Below are 16242 nucleotides of genomic sequence, written 5' to 3'. Positions count from 1 at the left end.
CGTGCCGTTGCGGTTAGCTCAGTCGAGCAGGGCGAGGAACCGGCGGAGGGCGGGGTTCGTGCTGTCGCGCGGCCAGGCCAGGGCGACGTCCACGGTGGGTGTCGGGGCGGTGAACCGGCGCAGCCGTACCTCGCGCAGCCGCAGCGCGCGGGCGCGGCCGGCCGGAACGGCCGCGACCACGTCTCCCTGCGCCACCGCCCGCAGCAGTTGCTCGTCGTCCGGCTCCTGCCGGACGAGCCGGAACCCGCCCTGCGGCCAGACCTGGGCAATCGTACGGTCGAACATGCCGGGGCCGTTCTCGCGCGGCCACATCACGGCTGGTAGGTCGACCACCTCGGCCCGGCTGACCCGGCGACGGCTGGCGGCGAGGGGGTGACCTGCGGGCAGGGCCAGCAGCAGCTCCTCGGTGTCGACCGTCCGGCAGGCCAACGCCGGTTCGTCGACGGGCGGGCGGACGAACGCCACGTCGAGCCGGCCGGCGAGCAGGCCGGCCACGTTCGGCGCCGTCCAGGCCGTCTCCGGGACCACCTCGACGTCCGGGTGGGCGGCCCGGAACCGGGCGACCAGCGCGTCGACCCGGCCGCCCCGCGCCGACCGCGTGTACGCGAGCCGGAGTCGGCCGCCCCGCCCGCGTACCAGGTCCCGGATGCGGGTGGTCCCCGCGTCCACCTCGGCGAGCAACCGGGCGGCCTCGTCGGCGACCCGCGCCCCCACCTCCGTCAGCCTGCAGCCCCGGCTGGTGCGGTGCACGAGCGGCACGCCGAGCTGGCGTTCCAGGGCCCGGATCTGCTGGCTGAGCGCGGGCTGGGCGACGCGCAGCCGGGCGGCGGCCCGGGTGAAGTGCAGTTCTTCGGCGAGCACGGCGAAGTAGCGCAGCCGCCGCAGGTCCAACCAGGCGTCCAGGGTCGGCGCGTCGGACATGGATCGATCATAAGCCCCGCTTATCGCCGGCTGTCCGATCCGTCTTGGACGGCGGCCCGCCGGGACGGCGACGATCCGAGGCCAACGGCACGAGCGAGGGAGCGGACGATGACGGCAGCGACGGACGTGGTGGTGGTCGGGGGTGGGGTCGTCGGGATGACGGCGGCGGTCACCCTTCAGCAGCGGGGGGCGCGGGTGACCGTGCTGGCCGCCGACGACCCGGCGGACACGGTGTCCACCGTGGCCGCCGCCGTCTGGTACCCGAGCCACACCGACCAGGACCCGCGGGTGCTGCGCTGGGCGCGGGAGACCCACACGGAGCTGGGCCGCCAGGCCGCGGACGGTGTGCCGGGGGTGGTCGAGCGGCCGACCCGGATGCTGCTGCGCCAGCCGTACGCCGGCCCGCCGTGGTGGGCGGAGGCGTGCGGGGACCTGGTGGCGGAGCCGGCGGGGCCGCCGTACACGACGCTGCTGCGGTTCACCGCGCCGACGGTGGAGATGACGCCATACCTGGCCTGGCTACGGCAGCGGTTGGAGGCCGGCGGCGGGCGGGTGCTGCGTCGCCGGGTGCGGCGGCTCGCCGACGCGTTCGACACCGCGCCGACGGTCGTCAACGCGACGGGTCTGGCCGCCGGTCAGCTCGCCGCCGACCCGGCCGTGCACCCGGTGCGCGGGCACCTGGTGCTGGTGGCGAACCCGGGCCTGACCGTCTCGGTGCGCGACGAGGACGACCCGGCCGGGATCACGTACGTGCACCCGCGCCGGCACGACGTGGTGCTCGGCGGCACATACCAGCCGGGGGTGGGGCACACCGCGCCCGACCCGGACACGGCGGCGGCGATCCGGCGCCGCTGCGTCGCGCTGGTGCCGGAGTTGGCCGAGGCACCGGTGCTCGGCGAGCGGATCGGGCTGCGGCCGGCCCGGCACGGCGGCCCGCGGGTCGAGACGGATCCGGAGCCGGCCGGCCCGCGCGGCAGCCGGCTCGTGCACGCGTACGGCCACGGCGGGGCGGGGGTCACCCTGTCCTGGGGGTGCGCCGCCGAGGTGGCGGACCTCGCCCTGGGCGGCTGACCGGGCGCACCCGGGCGACGCTCTTGTGCCGCGTCAAGCGGCTGGGGCGGGGCCCGGGTGCGTCCCGCCAGGTGGTGTGGAAGTCGGGCTCCGTTCGGGGGAGGGGGTGGGAGCGCCCCGATCCGGCTCGCACACCAGGCCGGAGCCCACGGCCCCGTCCACCACCGGATGCCGGAATCCGGGACGAGCATGCGCGCCGGTTCATAGGCTGGCGAGCGGGAGCACGTCGGGAGGCTGTCGGAGGGGCATCGTGGACAACGTGATCAGTGACGCTCTGCAGGGCGTCCAGGAGGTCGAGATCACCGTGACCGGCCGGAAGACCGGCCGGCAGATCTCGCACCCGGTGTGGTTCGTGCAGGAGGACGACAGCGTCTTCCTGGTGCCGATCACCGGCTCGGACAGCGACTGGTACAAGAACGTCCGGCGGACCCCGTTCATCCAGCTGGCCGCGAACGGCACGGCCCTGAGCTCGAGCGCCACCCCCGTCACCGACGCCGACCGGGTCAACCACGTCGTCGAGATGTTCTGCCAGAAGTACGGCGCCGACCAGGTCGAGGCGCATTACCCCAAGCACGACGTCGCCGTCCAGGTCCCACTCGGCTGATCCGAAACCACATCGACGACCTTCCCGCAGCGCGGTCGCACCTCATGAACCGAGCGCCGTCGGCTTGAGATGCAACCGCGCTGCCGGAGGACGGCTCACTCGTTGCGGGCGGTCTCCGGGCCGGTGATCCGCCGCAGCAGCGGCAGCGTAGAGGCGACGATGCCCAGCGACACCGCCAACCCACCGACCACCATGAGGTAGAACGACGGTTTCGGTGCCAGCAGCGTGTAGCCCAGCTGCGCCCGCAGGAACAGATGCGCGGCCAGGAACCCGATTCCGATCGCCACCGCCGCGACGATCAGCAGTGGCGCGGCGGTCTCCAGCGCGACCACCCGGCGCAGGGTGCGCAGTTGCACCCCGGTGAGCCGCAGCATGCTGAACGGCCGCCGCCGGTCGCTCAGCCCGCCGGCCACGCTCACCGCCAGGCTGCATCCCGCGATCGGCAGGCTGGCCAGCATCACCACGTTGGCCAGCTGCTGGAACTGCCTCAGCAGCCGCGCGGAACTCGACTCCCATTCGGCGGTGCTGGTCGGGAAGCGATCCTTCGGGAACGCGTCGATCAGCATCGTCCGGGCCCGCTTGAACGCGGAGCGGCTGGTCGTGTCGACGACCACCGACACGATCGGCTGCCGGTCGACCTGCGCGGGATCGACGTCGACGGCCTCCCAGACGTACGTGTCGTCGGTCAGGTCGAACGCGCGCAGGCCGACGAGGTCGGGGGTCACGGTCGCGACCTTTGCGCCCGCGGGGCAGCTGCCGTACGCCGCCAGGCGGTCCAGCTCGGCACAGGTGATGATGCCGTGCCACCCGTCCGGGTCGGGGTTGCGGTGCACCACGGTCACGCTGCGCACCCCGGGGATCGCCGCGAGGCCGGCCGGGATCTGGTCCGGGGTCGGCGCGGGACCGTCCTCGGGCCAGAAGATCTTCGACAGTGACGTGGCGGCCACCGAGTCGGTGCGCGGCTCGCCGCGGTTGGCGATGTACGTGGTGATCGTGCCGGTCGCCACGCTGGTCACGAACAGCGCCACGATCAGCCCACTCACGGACCGGAACCCCGCCTGCGGGTTGTCCGACAGGCGGCGTGCGGCGATGAGCGTGGCGGGCCGGCTCGCCCGCCCGGCCAGCAGCCGCGCGGCGATCATGGTCAACCACGGCCCGGCCAGCACCAGCCCGACCAGGATCAGCAGAAACCCCGAGAGGTACGCGGTGAGCTGGCCGTTGGTCGTGGCGGGACGCCGGCCGATGAAGTACGTCAGTTCGGCGAGGCCGGCGACCAGCGGGACGAGCCGCCAGGCGCGCGGCGGCTTCGGCGTCACCCGTCGACTCACGCCCAGCGGCGAGATCTGCACCCGCCGCAGGGCCAGCCAGGAGGCCACGACGGCACCGACCGGGATGCCGAGCGCGACCAGCAGGACGTCGACGATCGTGAGAGAGAGGTCGGCGGCGAAGAACGGCTCGCCGGTGAACGGGATCGCCGCGAGGCCGGGCCGGAACGCGAAGAACAGGCCGAACCCGGCGGCGGTCCCGGCGACGGCGGCGAGTGTCGACTCGACCGCCGAGATCAGCGAGATCTGCCGTGGCGTGGCACCGACCAGCCGCATCGCGGCGAAGCGCTGCTCCCGGCGGGTGGCGGCCAGCCGGGTTGCGGTGCCGATGAAGATGAGCACCGGGAAGAGCAGTGCGGCCGCGACCACGGACAGCACGAGCGCCATGCCGTCGCCGTTGATGCCGACATAGCAGCCGTTGGCGCAGCCGTCCGGAGAAGTGGTCATGATCTGGGTGACCTGGCGGGCACCCAGGTGCTCCAGGTCGGCGGGCGGGCGGCCGATGACGATCAGCAGCGAGTCCGGAGAGGGCAACGCCTCCCGGCCGATCGTGCCGACCTCGTGGCCGGGGAAGCGGTCACCGAGTTCCGCGGCCGGGGTGGCCCGCAACAGCTCGCCGAGGGCGGGTGAGACGTAGTACTCGCCAGGCCCGGGCAGGCGTGGGATGCCCGGCGGCAGGGGCGCGTCCGGGCCGGTCGCCGCGACCTCGACCCGGCCGATGGACGTGCCGTGGTAGTAGTCCTCCCGGATGAGCCACCACAGCGGGTCGACCGAGGGATCGGAGGAGGCCGGGGCGACGGCGGTGTTGAGCCAGGCGTTCCGTTGGTTCTGTGCGCCGACCGCGTTCATGCCGGCGACTGTCGCCAGGAGCATGCCGACGCCGAGCGCCACCGCGGCGGCGATGACAACGAGCCGGGTGGCGGCTTCCCGCCCGCCGGCCACGGACAGCCGTACCGCGAACCGGATCATGCGGGCACCAACGCGTTCACCTTGCCGTCGCGCACGATGACCTGCCGGTCGGCGTACGCGGCGACGCGGGCCTCGTGGGTGACGAGCACGACGGTCGTGCCCTGCTCCCGGGCGGAGGTGACCAGGAGGTTCATGACCTGCTCGCCGGTCAGCGAGTCGAGCGCCCCGGTCGGCTCGTCGGCGAACAGCGCCCCGGGCCGGGCGACCAGGCCGCGGGCCAGCGCGACCCGCTGCGCCTGACCGCCGGAGAGTTCACCGGAGCGGCGCCGCTCGAGCCCGGCCAGGCCGAGCCGCTCGAACCAGGGCCGCGCCTCCGCGAGCGCCGCGGCCCGTTTGACGCCGCTCAGCAGCAGCGGCAGCGCGACGTTCTCCTCCGCGGTCAGCTCGGGTACGAGCTGTCCGAACTGGAACACGAACCCGAACTGGTCCCGGCGCAGGATGCTGCGCTCCTGCTCGCCCAGGGTGTCGATCCGGCGGCCGTCGAAGTAAATTTCGCCGGCGTCCGGCACGAGGATCCCGGCCAGGCAGTGCAGCAGGGTGGACTTGCCGGAGCCGCTCGGGCCCATGATGGCGACGATCTCGCCCGGGGCCACCGAGACGCTGGCGCCGCGCAGCGCCGGCGTCTCGCCGAAGGACAGGTGGACGTCTCGCGCCTCGATCGCCTTCATCCGCGTACCACCGTCCGGAGGGCGTCCAGCCGGGCGACCGTGGTGTCGATCCAGTGCAGGTCGGCCTCCAGGTGGAACAGGCCGTGGTCGGCCAGCATGGTGTCGACCAGGTTGCCGTTGCGCTTGATCTCGGTGAGTTCCGTCATCCGCCGCAGGTGCGTGGCGCGCTGCGTGTCGAGGTATTCCTCGGCGGGGCGGTCGAGCATGAGCGCCAGCACGACCTTGGTGAACAGCACGGTCTGCAGGTTGGGCTCGGCCTCGACCGGCTCGGTCAGCCACGACTCGAACTCGGTCGCGCCCCGGTCGGTGATGACGTAGCGCTTGCGTTCGGGGCCGACGCCCGGCTCGACCTCGCCGACCACGATCTTGCCGTCGCGGACGAGCCGGCCGAGGGTCGCGTAGACCTGGCCGAACGGCAGCGGCTTGCCGCGGCTGAAGAAGGAGTCGTAGTCGCGCTTCAGGTCGTAGCCGTGGCTGGGCTCGCGTTCGAGCAGGCCGAGGAGGGTCATGGGAACGCTCATGGCGGACACCATACCCCGAGCGTATACCTCGCGTATATATCCCGCGCGTATATCAGCGTTCGTCGGTCGCGGGCGTGGGCGGCAGACCTGCCACGGCGGTGGGGCTGACGTGCCCGGCCGACGCCACCGGGGTCAGTGCGAAGTGGACCGTACGCCCGGTCTTCGCCCGCCCGAGCCAGTGCGTCAACGGCACCACCACCCCTTGCAACAGCGGTTGCTTGCGCACCAGCGCCCGGCTGGCCGCCCGGTACTCGGCCCCGGTCAACCGCCGCGCCTCGGCCTCGACCGCCGCCCCGGTCGGCTTTCCCAGCCCGGTCGACGGGGCCACGGCCACCCGCGGGTTGTTGCGGATCCGCCTGGTCTTCCACGCCTTCTCGAAACTGCGCACGTACGCCCGATCCCCCGCCACCGCGATGCTCACCGCCGCGGCCACGGCCGTGCCGTCGCGCCTGTACGTCGTCAGTGCCACCGTCTTCTGGCGGGCCAGCGGTGCCCAGGCGGCGGACGGGGCGGGATCGACGTACCCGACCACCCAGCCCAGCTGCCGCAGCCGGGCCACCAGCGCGACCAGGGCGAGTACGGCGGACAGGCCGACCAGCCAGGTCTGCCCGGCGCTGCCGCCGGCGTCCGCGTCGACCAGGTGCGAGACCGTGTGCGCCGCCCCGCCGACCAGGTACCCGGCGAGGGCGACGGCCAGGGCGTCGGCCCAGATCAGCGCCAGCAGCAGGGTCACCCCGATGCCGAGCTGGAACGCCCCCACGTCGTGCACGAAGTGCTCGTGCGGTGGGAAGTCCACCGCCGAACTGAAGGAGAAGGGCCGCAGCAGGGCCCACACCCCGATGATCACCGACGCCGCGCCGAGCAGCGCGGCCACCCCACGTCCAAGGCTTCTCATGCCCCTGAGACGGGCCGGCCGCCCGCGGTGTGACCCGCGGCCCGGTCGGGGACCGCCAACTCGACCACGCCCCGCACGTCGGGGTAGCGACGGCGGGGCTCGGTGGGCGGCCGGGCGGCAGCAGCGGCGCGATCGCGGCCCACGAATCGTCCGAGGCGATCCACCGCGGCTGCTCACCCTCCGCACATCCCGGCGGGACGCTCCTCAGGTCCGCCGGGATGTCACCCGCCACCCGAGGTCAGGAGTTCCCTCCAGCGCTGCGGTAGCGCTCAACCTCCGACCACACGGCGGACATCCCGGCGAGGCAGCGGTCGAACGCCTGGGCGTGTTCCCGGTAGGCGGCGCGGTTCGGCCCCGGGTGCACGCAAAGGTCGTCCTCGTCGTTGACGGTCCACGGCGGCACGTCGTGGCCGAGGGCGCCGGGCAGCAGGGAGGCGACGCCCCGGGCACCGAGTTCGCTGGTGAGCTGCCGCCGGACCGGGCGGCCGAGCACGTCGGCGAAGATCTGCGCCCACACCGTCGACCGCGCGCCGCCGCCAGCCAGCCGCCAGGGCCGGTCACCGACGTCCGCGCCGCTGGCCAGCACCCGGTCGAGCTGCACCCGGTGGTACTGCGCGACGCCTTCGATGACGGCCCGGGTGAGGTGGCCCCGGCGGTGGTTGCTGGAGATGCCGAGGAAGGTGCCGGACGCCGACGGATGCTCGGGCGAGCCGTTGACGAAGGGCAGGAACAGCAGGCCGTCGGCGCCGGGCGGCACCGCGGCGGCCTCCTCCAGCAGTTCCGCCGCGGCGACGCCGCCGGTCTGCTGGTGGGGCACCCCGGCGCAGGCGAGCCAGTCGAGGTTGGCGGCTGACGTGGGCGCCACCTCCATGGCCAGCATCGTGGCCGGATCGGGCATGAAGGCGCTGAGCGTGACCTCCGGGGCGGGGGTGCGGGCGGGCACCACCACGCCGTTGATCGCCCAGGTGCCGACGATGATCGTCCCGTCCCCGAGCTCCCGACCTCCGGCGCCGAGTGTGGCGGCCACGCAGTCCATGCACCCGGCGATGACCGGCAGGCCCTCGGGCAGCCCCGTGCGGGCCGCCGTCGCCGCGCTCAGACCGGCGACCACCTCGTCGGACCTGCGCAGCGGTGGGAACCGGTCCAGGTCGGCGGCGGGCAGGCCCACCAGTTCGAGCGCCGTCGGCGTGTACGCGCGGGTGTCGAGCCCGACCATGCCGAACGCGCTGGCGTCGCTGTAGTCCGCGCTGGCCACGCCGGTGAGCTGCGCGGTGACCCAGTCTTTGCAGGACAGCACCCACCGGGTGGCGGCGTAGGTCGCCGGTTCGGCGTCCCGCAGCCAGCGCAGCAGGACCGCGGGCTGGGCGGCCCACGGGATCGAGCCGGTCTCCCGGGCCAGCCGGCGGGCCCCCTCCGGCGGGATCGCCTGGACGATGTGCTGCGCCCGGCTGTCCGACGAGGCGATGGCCGGCCCGATCGGGCGCAGGGACGCGTCGACCGGGTAGATGCCGTTGCCGTGTGCGGCCACGCCGATGCCCGCCGGGGCGTACCCCTCGGCGGCCAGCTTGCCGCCGACGTCCGCCAGCAGCGACAGCACCGTGTCGGCGAGGGCGGTCATGTCGACGTCGTGGCGGTGGGCGGTGACGCTGGTGCGCGGAGTGCGGGCGTGCACGACGGCCAGCTCGTTGCCGACGACGTCGAAGGCGGCCACCTTGGTGGCGGTGAGGCCGACGTCGACCCCGAGATAGCAGGTGTGCGGGGTCGTCACGACGTCCTCCTGTCGCTCGTTCCGGTCGCCGGGGCGAGGCTCAGCCCGCGCGGGCGGAAGCGCCGCAGCTCCGCCCGGTAGGCGGCAACCTCGGCGTCGGCCCGTTCGGTGTCCCAGCCGAGATGCCGTACGGCGACGTCCGCGCAGGTCACGGCCGCCGACACCGCCATGTCCGGGCCGAGGCCGATCAGCGTACGGCGCAGCAGCACGTCCGCCAAGGTCACGGCCCGTTCCTCGCGGAAGGCCATGACAACCTCGGCGGCGACCGCCCCGGTCCGCTCGTCGACGACTTCGGCCAGTGTCGGGTCGGCCACGGCGAGTTCGAGGACCCGGCGGGCCCGGACGCCGTAGATGTCCAGCAGCCGGGCGGACTGCGCCGGAGTGAACGGAGTGGCCGAACGCGCGAAGTCCGCGCGGAAGGCGTACCAGTCCGGCGTGTCGGCGCCGGGCAGCGGCCGGGTACGGGTGGTGCACCGTTGCGCCGGCCGGCCGAGCACCTTCAGCGCCTCGTCGGTGGCGTCCTCGGCGAGGGCCCGGTGGGTGGTCAGCTTGCCGCCGATGATCGTGAGCAGCCCCTCGTACGCGGGCGCGTGGTTGAGCACCGTGTGCCCACGACTGATCTTGGCGTTGTCCGACACGCCGGCCGTGTAGGGCAGCGGGCGGATTCCGGCGATGCTGTAGAGCACGTCGTCCGGGGTGAGGCCGGCCTGGGGGAACAACCGGTTGGCCTCGGTGAGCAGGTAGTCGATCTCGGCGTCGCTGGCGACGACCTCGTCCAGGTCACCCTCGTACGTGAGGTCGGTGCTGCCGAGGACGTAGCGGCCCTCCCAGGGGAAGATGAAGATCGGTCGCCGGTCGGCGGCGGCCTCGAAGAAGATGCAGGTGTCCGGGGCGCCCGGGAACGGGTCGATGATGACGTGGCTGCCCTTGGTGCCGCCGTTGAGGCGCCCGCTCGCCACCTGGCCGTCGAGGATCCGGTCGATCCACGGCCCGGCCGCGTTGATCGTGAGGCGTCCCCGGATCTCCCCCTCGCGCCCCGACTGGTTGTCCCGGGTCCGGACCCCGTCCACCCGCCCGCCCGTCACGAGCAGACCGGTCACCGTCGTGTAGGTCAGCACCCGCGCGCCCAGCCGCTCGGCGTCGACCAGCAGCTCGACGCAGAGCCGCTCGGCCCACGGCACCTGGGCGTCGTTGAAGAGCACCCCGCCGCGCAGCCCCTTGCGCGAGAGGTGGGGCCAGCGCCGGCCGATCGCCCGGGGGGACATGCCCCGGCTGCGTCCGCGCCCACGGCCCGCGGCCAGGACGTCGAACGCGGCCAGGCCGAGGCGGATCAGGGGTCCCGGCCGGCTGTCACCGGCGTAGAACGGGATCAGCATGGGGTAGTCGTGGACCAGGTGCGGCGCGGTGCGGAACAGCAGGTGCCGTTCCCGGATCGACTCGTGCACCAGGGCGAAGTCGTAGCGCTCGAGGTACTTCAGGCCGCCGTGGATGAGCCGGCTGGAGGTGGCGGTGGTGCCGGCGCCGACGTCACCGCGGTCGACCACGACGACGCTGAGGCCCCGGCTGGCGGCGTCTCGGGCGATGGCGAGGCCGTTGATGCCGGCGCCGATGACCACGAGGTCGACGATGTCATCGGCGCCGGTCTGTGGGTGTGGCATGAGGAGCTCCCGGAGATGAGGGGTGCGGGCCGGGTGGGAGACCCGCACCCCTGGCGATGATCAGGACGCGGAAGAGGCCGACCGCTCCCGGAAGAGCTCGTAGGCGTCCTCGGGCTTGGCGTCGTCGTGCACCACGGCGCGGACCGCGGCCAGCATCGCGGCCGGGTACTCGCTCTGGAAGATGTTGCGGCCCATGTCGACGCCCGCCGCGCCCTCCTGCATCGCCCGGTACGCCATGGTCAGCGCGTCGAGCTCGGGCAGCTTCTTGCCGCCGGCGACGATGATCGGCACCGGGCAGGCCGCGGTCACGGTCTCGAAGCCCTCGTTGACGTAGTACGTCTTGACGATGTGGGCGCCCATCTCCGCGCTGATCCGGGTGGCGAGCCGGAAGTAGCGCGCGTCGCGGACCATGTCCTTGCCCACGGCGGTCACGCCGAGCACGGCGATGCCGTGCCGCTGCCCGGCGTCCACCAGGGCCGCCAGGTTCGCCACCGACCGGGACTCGTGCTCGCCGCCGATGAACACCTGGATCGCCAGCGCCGCGGCGTTGAGCCGGACCGCGTCCTCGATGTCCAGGGCGATGTGCTCGTCCGACAGGTCCCGCAGCACGCTGGGCCCGCCGCTGGCCCGCAGCACGATACCGGCGTTGCTGTGCGACGGGATGCTGGTGCGCAGGGCACCGCGGGTCATCATGATCGCGTCGGCGTCCGGCACGAGCGGGGCGATGTTGGTGTCCAGCCGCTCCAGGCCGGCCATCGGCCCGAGGAAGTAGCCGTGGTCGAAGGCCAGCATCACCGTACGGCCGTTGTCGGGTCGGAAGATCCGGGACAGCCGGTTCTGCAGGCCCCAGTCCTGGGCGTGGGCTCCCTTGACATGGAAGCCGGCGGCGGTGGCGGCGGCCCCGCCGAAGTCGCGGGCGTCGAGCAGACCGTCGGTGTCAGCCATTGCTGTTTTCTCCTGTGCTAGTTCCAGCGGTTGTCGCGGCCGCGGGTCGCAGCCGTCGACGGGTTCGGGTGGTCCCGCCGGCGTTGCGGAGCGCTCCGCCACCGGCGAGGAAGAGGACGAACAGCACCAGGCCGCCCTTGAGCAGGTTCTGCGCGGCCGTGCTCCAGCCCACGAGGTTGACGAGACCGTCGAGCAGGATGAAGAAGAGCGCGCTGCCCCAGATGCCGACCGGCACGGCCCGGCCGCCCGAGATGAGCGTGCCGCCGATGACGACGACGGCGACCGAGTCGAGCAGGTAGCGCGTGCCCAGGTCGGGCGACGGCGCGATGTAGGCGGCGAGCAGCGCGCCCGCCAGTCCGGCGAGGGCGCCACTGGCCAGGTAGGTCGTGCCGATGATCCGGGTGACGGGGATGCCGGCCCGTTCCGCGGCTGGCCGGCTCTGCCCGACCGCGAGCAGCGAGCGACCGTACGTCGTGCGGCGGAGCAGGACGACGACCAGCGCGGTCAGCGCGGCCACCGCGACGGCGAGCACGGGCACGCCGGCCGGGCGCAGGTTGAGCAGCTTGCGCAGCCCGTCGTCGGGCACCGCGGTGAAGCCGTCGGCCAGCGACAGCGTCAGCGACGAGGCGATCAGCCCGGCGGCCAGGGTGGCGATGATCGGCGGGACGGACAGCCCGAGGATCGCCACCACGCTGATCACCGCGACGGCCAGCCCGGTCCCGATGCCGGCCAGGATGCCGACCGGCACCGAACCGGTCGACGCGGTCACCTGGACCGCGACGAAGCCGGCGAGGGAGATGATCGGCGCCACCGACACGTCGATGTTGCCCGGCCCCGCGGTGATCACCAGCATCTGGCCGAGGCCGACGATGACCAGGTACGGGGCCAGGGACAGCGCGAGCGAGACGGTCTGCCCGCTGCCCTGACTGGAGATGGCGAGGATGGTGACCCAGACCAGCGTGGCGGCGACGAAGCCCCAGATCCAGGGGCGGGCGAGCGTACGGAGGGTCATCGGAGCACCTTTCCGACCACGGCGCGGCCGGCCAGCACGGCCAGCACGATCACGCCCTGTACGGCCGACTGCATGTTCGACGGCACGTCGAGCAGGCTGAGGACGACACTGACCAGGCCGAGGGTGATGCCGCCGATGGCGACGCCCCACGGCACGGCGGTGCCGCCGGCGAAGGATCCGCCGCCGAGGATCACCGCGGCGACCGTGATCAGGGTGTAGCTGGTGGCGGACGAGACGTCGCCGCCGCCGGTCTGCGACGCGAGGGCGAGCCCGGAGAGCACGCCGAGCGCCCCGGCCACGACGTACGCGATGATCCGCGCGGTCAGCGGTCGCAGGCCGGCCCGTTGCAGCGCGACCGGGTTGCTGCCCAGCGCGCGGACCCGCACCCCGACGGAGCTGCGGGCGGAGAGCAGCCAGACCACCGCGGCGACGACGAGGATCGGCAGCAGCGGGGCGGGGAAGCCGCCCGGCTGCCAGGAGCCGAAGGTCGCCAACCACTCGGGGGTGCTGCCGCCCGGCGTGGGCAGGACGAACATCCCCAGCCCCAGCCAGACGAACGAGGCGCCGAGGGTGGCGATCAGCGACGGCACCCGGCGCAGGTGGATCAGCGCGCCGAGCACCGCGTAGGCCGCCACGAGGCCGAGCAGCATCAGCGCGCCGGTGCCGGGGGAGGAGACCAGCTTCGTGGCGGTGATGACGGTGACCAGGCCGACGAAGTTGCCGATGCCGAGGTCGATGTCGCCCACGGACATGAGCACCATCTGGGCCTGGGCCGCGATGACCAGGGGCACGGTGGCCGAGAGGACCAGGGTGAGACCGGGGACGGTCAGCACGTCGGACTGCAGCGACGCGCAGACCGCGATCATGGCCACCATGGCGACCGCGCTGACCATGGCGGGGCCGGTGCGGCGCAGCAGGGCCCGCGACGGCATCGCCGTCGCGACGAGATTCGTCATCGCTGTGCTCCCGTGGGCTCGGATTCGGCGAAGGAGACGGCGATGATCCGTTCCTCGGAGATTTCCGCGCCGGTCAGCTCGGCGACGACCCGGCCGGCGCGCAGCACGTAGACCCGGTCGCAGTGCGCCATCTCGGCGTTCTCGCTCGAGTACCAGACCACGCTGCGGCCGCCCGCCGCCTCCTGCCGGATGAGCGTGTAGAGGTCGGTCTTCGTGTGCACGTCGACCCCGCGGAACGGGTCGTCGAGCAGGACCAGCTCCGCCGTGGAGGCGAACGCCCGGGCCACGATGACCTTCTGCTGGTTGCCGCCGCTGAGCTCGGTCATGCCCGCGTCGCCGCCGCCGCGGATGGCCAACCGGTCCACCCAGTCGCGGACCGCGGCGTCCTCCGCGCCGGTACGGCGTACGCCGTACCGGGCCAGGCCGCGCATGGCGGTGACGATGAGGTTCTCCGCCACGGACCACAGCGGCAGGATGCCGGAGCGCTGCCGGTCACCGGGCACGTAGGCGCGGGTGCCCTCGACGGTGGTGTCCCGCCGGACGGGGCGCCACAGCCGTTCGAGCACCTGCTGCTGGCCCTGGCCGGCGAGGCCGGCCAGCCCGACGACCTCGCCCCGGCCGACCGTGATCGACACGTCGTGCAGGCCGTGGCCGGTGGCGCCGCGCAGTTCGCCGACGACCGGCCGGTCGCCGGCCACGCGGGCGGGGGCGGGCGCGGCGGCGGGCTCGGCCACCTCCGCACCCATCAGGGTGAGCACGTCCTGTTCGCTGAGGCCGGCCGCGGGCCGCTCCTCGACGACCGCCCCGTCGCGCATCACCGCGACCCGGTCGGCCACGGAGAGCACCTCACGGATCCGGTGCGAGATGAGCAGGACGGCCGTGCCCTGGGCGGTGAGCCGCCGGACGTACGCGTAGAGCGACCGCGCGGCGTCCGGGCCGAGCGACTCGGTCGGCTCGTCCAGGATCAGCAGGTCGAGCCGATCGACGAGGCTCGCCCGGGCGATCTCCACCATCTGCCGCTGCGCCAGCGACAGGTCCTCGACCCGGTCCCGCGGCGACACCCCGTGGCCCGGGAACATCTCGTCCAGCCGGCGGGCGACCTTGGCGCTGGCCGCCCGCCGCCAGCGCAGTCGGGGCAGGCAGTGCCGGGAGGAGACCCAGATGTTCTCCGCGACGGTGAGGTCGGGGCAGAGCGACGTTTCCTGGTAGGCCATCCGGACCGCACGGAACGGCTCGGAGCCCGGCGCGACGACGCGCGGCGCCTCCTGCCCACCCACGGTGACCGTGCCCTCGTCGCACGCTTCCAGGCCGGCAAGGATGCGCATCAGCGTGCTCTTGCCTGCGCCGTTGTGGCCGACGAGGCCGAGCACCTCACCGGCGCGGACGTCGAGGTCCACCCCGGTGAGGGCTCGGGTGCGCCCGTACGTCCTGGTCACCCGCCGCGCGGTGACGACCGGTGGCGCCGCGGACGGCGTCCGGTCGCCCTGCGGCGGGGCCGCGTGCGACCCCACCGGCAGGTTGTCGACGTGCATGATGCGCTCCTCTGTTGCTGTGTGGTCAGCCGGCGGCCGTCGGGATCGGCGGCTGCACCGGGGCGCCGCCGCTCTTCACGGCCTCGACCTGCTTGCGGAAGAGCTCCTGGGTCCACGGCCAGGCGGCGTACTCGTCGGGCTTCAGGACGCCGGCCCACGCGGCGACGTCCTTCTGCTCCACCAGCACGATCGGGAAGGTCATCTCCTTCGGGATGTCCTTGCCGTCGAGCAGGTCGATCGCCTGCCACAGGGCGGCGACCGACTGGCCCGGGTCGGACATGACCGCGACCGAGCCGTTGTCGAGCTTGCTGTCCTGCCAGTACTTCAGCGCGCGGCCGTTGGTCTCGAAGGTGACCGCCGGGACCGGCTTGCCCGCGCTGGTGAAGGCCTGGGCGACGCCGTAGCCGTCACCACAGCCGATGACCCCGTCGACCTTCGGCACGCTCGACAGCACACCGAGCACGGCCTTCTGCGCCTTGGCGCCGTCGCACATGCCGTTGACGGTCGCGGCGACCTTGACGTCCGGGTTCTTGGCCAGGATGTCCTGCGTGGTCTGGTACATCTCCGCCTCGGGCTGGGAGCCGACGACGCCCCGGCTGACGATCACCGTGCCCTTGCCGCCGATGCCCTTCACCAGCGGCTCGGCGGCGGCCGTCGCCCAGTCCTTGAAGCTGTTGAGCAGCACGTGGGCGCAGGGGGCGTCGATCGCCGAGTCGAAGACCACGACCTTGATGCCGGCGTCGCAGGCCTGCTGGATGACCGGCTTGAGCGCGGTCGGCGAGGCCGGGTCGATCAGGAGGGCGTCCGGCTTCTGCAGCAGCAGGCTCTTGATCTGGGCGACCTGCTCGGTGGCCGAGTTCTCGCCGGGGGCGTTGACGACCTTGAACTTGCCGATCAGCCCGTCGCTCTGCGCCTTGGTGGCGGCGGCCTCGAACTTGGCGATCATGGTCTGCCGCCAGCCGTTGCCGATGAAGCCGTTGCTCAGCGCGATGAACGGCTTGTCGCCGTCCTTGGCGTTGCCGCCGCTCGCGCCGGAGCCGCAGCCGGTCGCGGTGACCGCGACGGTCGCGACGAGCGCGGCCACGACGGCGGTCCGCCGCCGTCGGGACGAGGGATGGGTACGCATGGTGGGGGCCTCCAGAGAGAGCGAAAACCCGCCGGAGCGGGAGTGGACGTGCTCAGTCAGCCGACCGCAGCTGAGGGGCTGCGATGAGGTCCAGTCATTACAGACCTGTAGTGACAGGTTGGCTAGAGCTTGATGACAAACGTGTTTCAAGTCACAGTGATGGGGGTTACGTTCACGTGCCAAATCGGTGATTGGGCTGGCAAACGACCCACGCTTCCTGTCATGACAGGACTGCGCGGTCATGGCATGCTGTATCCGGTCGATGGGGAAG

At 73.1% G+C, this 16242-nt stretch carries 14 protein-coding genes; 2 read left to right on the top strand and 12 right to left on the bottom strand.

All coding sequences use genetic code 11. The features are described 5' to 3' along the window. Window positions 1-18 precede the first annotated feature (18 nt). Window positions 19-921, bottom strand: coding sequence for a LysR family transcriptional regulator (locus ACZ6Q9_RS03000; protein WP_393265664.1), 903 nt, complete (start codon window positions 919-921; stop codon window positions 19-21). A 108-nt stretch (window positions 922-1029) separates the two neighbouring features. Between ACZ6Q9_RS03000 and ACZ6Q9_RS02995 the strand changes: the two genes are divergently transcribed. Continuing rightward, complete coding sequence (locus ACZ6Q9_RS02995; RefSeq protein WP_393449042.1) at window positions 1030-1992, top strand: FAD-dependent oxidoreductase; 963 nt, start codon at window positions 1030-1032, stop codon at window positions 1990-1992. Between the two features lie 259 nt (window positions 1993-2251). Continuing rightward, window positions 2252-2596: a nitroreductase/quinone reductase family protein gene (locus ACZ6Q9_RS02990; protein WP_393265669.1), complete on the top strand. Its 345-nt coding sequence runs from the start codon at window positions 2252-2254 to the stop codon at window positions 2594-2596. Between the two features lie 95 nt (window positions 2597-2691). On the opposite strand, the gene ACZ6Q9_RS02985 is transcribed toward ACZ6Q9_RS02990, so the two are convergent. The 11 genes from ACZ6Q9_RS02985 to ACZ6Q9_RS02935 form a co-directional block, all read right to left on the bottom strand. Further along, entirely contained in the window at window positions 2692-4890 is a 2199-nt protein-coding gene (locus ACZ6Q9_RS02985) for an FtsX-like permease family protein (protein ID WP_396826631.1), read from the bottom strand. Then, window positions 4887-5558: an ABC transporter ATP-binding protein gene (locus ACZ6Q9_RS02980; RefSeq protein WP_393449048.1), complete on the bottom strand. Its 672-nt coding sequence runs from the start codon at window positions 5556-5558 to the stop codon at window positions 4887-4889. The genes ACZ6Q9_RS02985 and ACZ6Q9_RS02980 overlap by 4 nt, the downstream gene beginning before the upstream one ends. Continuing rightward, entirely contained in the window at window positions 5555-6079 is a 525-nt protein-coding gene (locus tag ACZ6Q9_RS02975) for a PadR family transcriptional regulator (protein ID WP_363703329.1), read from the bottom strand. Before ACZ6Q9_RS02975 ends, ACZ6Q9_RS02980 begins: the two co-directional genes overlap by 4 nt. Window positions 6080-6131: 52 nt before the next feature. Next, window positions 6132-6974, bottom strand: coding sequence for a PPOX class F420-dependent oxidoreductase (locus ACZ6Q9_RS02970; RefSeq protein WP_393449052.1), 843 nt, complete (start codon window positions 6972-6974; stop codon window positions 6132-6134). A 238-nt stretch (window positions 6975-7212) separates the two neighbouring features. Next, window positions 7213-8742: an FGGY-family carbohydrate kinase gene (locus ACZ6Q9_RS02965; RefSeq protein ID WP_393265680.1), complete on the bottom strand. Its 1530-nt coding sequence runs from the start codon at window positions 8740-8742 to the stop codon at window positions 7213-7215. Next, window positions 8739-10400, bottom strand: a complete 1662-nt coding sequence (locus tag ACZ6Q9_RS02960) for a glycerol-3-phosphate dehydrogenase/oxidase (protein ID WP_393265682.1) — start codon at window positions 10398-10400, stop codon at window positions 8739-8741. Before ACZ6Q9_RS02960 ends, ACZ6Q9_RS02965 begins: the two co-directional genes overlap by 4 nt. A gap of 60 nt (window positions 10401-10460) precedes the next feature. Beyond that, window positions 10461-11345, bottom strand: a complete 885-nt coding sequence (lsrF, locus tag ACZ6Q9_RS02955; protein WP_393265683.1) for a 3-hydroxy-5-phosphonooxypentane-2,4-dione thiolase — start codon at window positions 11343-11345, stop codon at window positions 10461-10463. Beyond that, on the bottom strand, window positions 11338-12357 hold the full coding sequence (locus tag ACZ6Q9_RS02950; protein ID WP_350705787.1) for an ABC transporter permease: 1020 nt from the start codon (window positions 12355-12357) through the stop codon (window positions 11338-11340). Before ACZ6Q9_RS02950 ends, lsrF begins: the two co-directional genes overlap by 8 nt. Then, window positions 12354-13313 (bottom strand): ABC transporter permease, encoded by a 960-nt coding sequence (locus ACZ6Q9_RS02945; protein ID WP_357461172.1) that lies wholly within the window; start codon window positions 13311-13313, stop codon window positions 12354-12356. The genes ACZ6Q9_RS02950 and ACZ6Q9_RS02945 overlap by 4 nt, the downstream gene beginning before the upstream one ends. After that, the gene (locus tag ACZ6Q9_RS02940) at window positions 13310-14845 is read right to left on the bottom strand and encodes a sugar ABC transporter ATP-binding protein (protein ID WP_393449055.1); all 1536 of its coding nucleotides are present in this window, start codon (window positions 14843-14845) and stop codon (window positions 13310-13312) included. Before ACZ6Q9_RS02940 ends, ACZ6Q9_RS02945 begins: the two co-directional genes overlap by 4 nt. Window positions 14846-14870: 25 nt before the next feature. Beyond that, the gene (locus tag ACZ6Q9_RS02935) at window positions 14871-15971 is read right to left on the bottom strand and encodes an ABC transporter substrate-binding protein (RefSeq protein ID WP_393265692.1); all 1101 of its coding nucleotides are present in this window, start codon (window positions 15969-15971) and stop codon (window positions 14871-14873) included. Window positions 15972-16242: the final 271 nt, after the last annotated feature.

The organism is Micromonospora sp. NPDC049139, assembly GCF_055586845.1.
This window is presented reverse-complemented; position numbering and strand designations above follow the sequence as displayed.

Excerpts from the sequence above, each read along its gene's own strand:
- ACZ6Q9_RS03000 (WP_393265664.1), bottom strand. The coding sequence starts at position 921 with ATGTCCGACGCGCCGACCCTGGACGCCTGGTTGGACCTGCGGCGGCTG.
- ACZ6Q9_RS02995 (WP_393449042.1), top strand. The coding sequence starts at position 1,030 with ATGACGGCAGCGACGGACGTGGTGGTGGTCGGGGGTGGGGTCGTCGGG.
- ACZ6Q9_RS02985 (WP_396826631.1), bottom strand. The coding sequence starts at position 4,890 with ATGATCCGGTTCGCGGTACGGCTGTCCGTGGCCGGCGGGCGGGAAGCC.
- ACZ6Q9_RS02980 (WP_393449048.1), bottom strand. The coding sequence starts at position 5,558 with ATGAAGGCGATCGAGGCGCGAGACGTCCACCTGTCCTTCGGCGAGACG.
- ACZ6Q9_RS02975 (WP_363703329.1), bottom strand. The coding sequence starts at position 6,079 with ATGAGCGTTCCCATGACCCTCCTCGGCCTGCTCGAACGCGAGCCCAGC.
- ACZ6Q9_RS02970 (WP_393449052.1), bottom strand. The coding sequence starts at position 6,974 with ATGAGAAGCCTTGGACGTGGGGTGGCCGCGCTGCTCGGCGCGGCGTCG.
- ACZ6Q9_RS02960 (WP_393265682.1), bottom strand. The coding sequence starts at position 10,400 with ATGCCACACCCACAGACCGGCGCCGATGACATCGTCGACCTCGTGGTC.
- lsrF (WP_393265683.1), bottom strand. The coding sequence starts at position 11,345 with ATGGCTGACACCGACGGTCTGCTCGACGCCCGCGACTTCGGCGGGGCC.
- ACZ6Q9_RS02950 (WP_350705787.1), bottom strand. The coding sequence starts at position 12,357 with ATGACCCTCCGTACGCTCGCCCGCCCCTGGATCTGGGGCTTCGTCGCC.
- ACZ6Q9_RS02945 (WP_357461172.1), bottom strand. The coding sequence starts at position 13,313 with ATGACGAATCTCGTCGCGACGGCGATGCCGTCGCGGGCCCTGCTGCGC.
- ACZ6Q9_RS02940 (WP_393449055.1), bottom strand. The coding sequence starts at position 14,845 with ATGCACGTCGACAACCTGCCGGTGGGGTCGCACGCGGCCCCGCCGCAG.
- ACZ6Q9_RS02935 (WP_393265692.1), bottom strand. The coding sequence starts at position 15,971 with ATGCGTACCCATCCCTCGTCCCGACGGCGGCGGACCGCCGTCGTGGCC.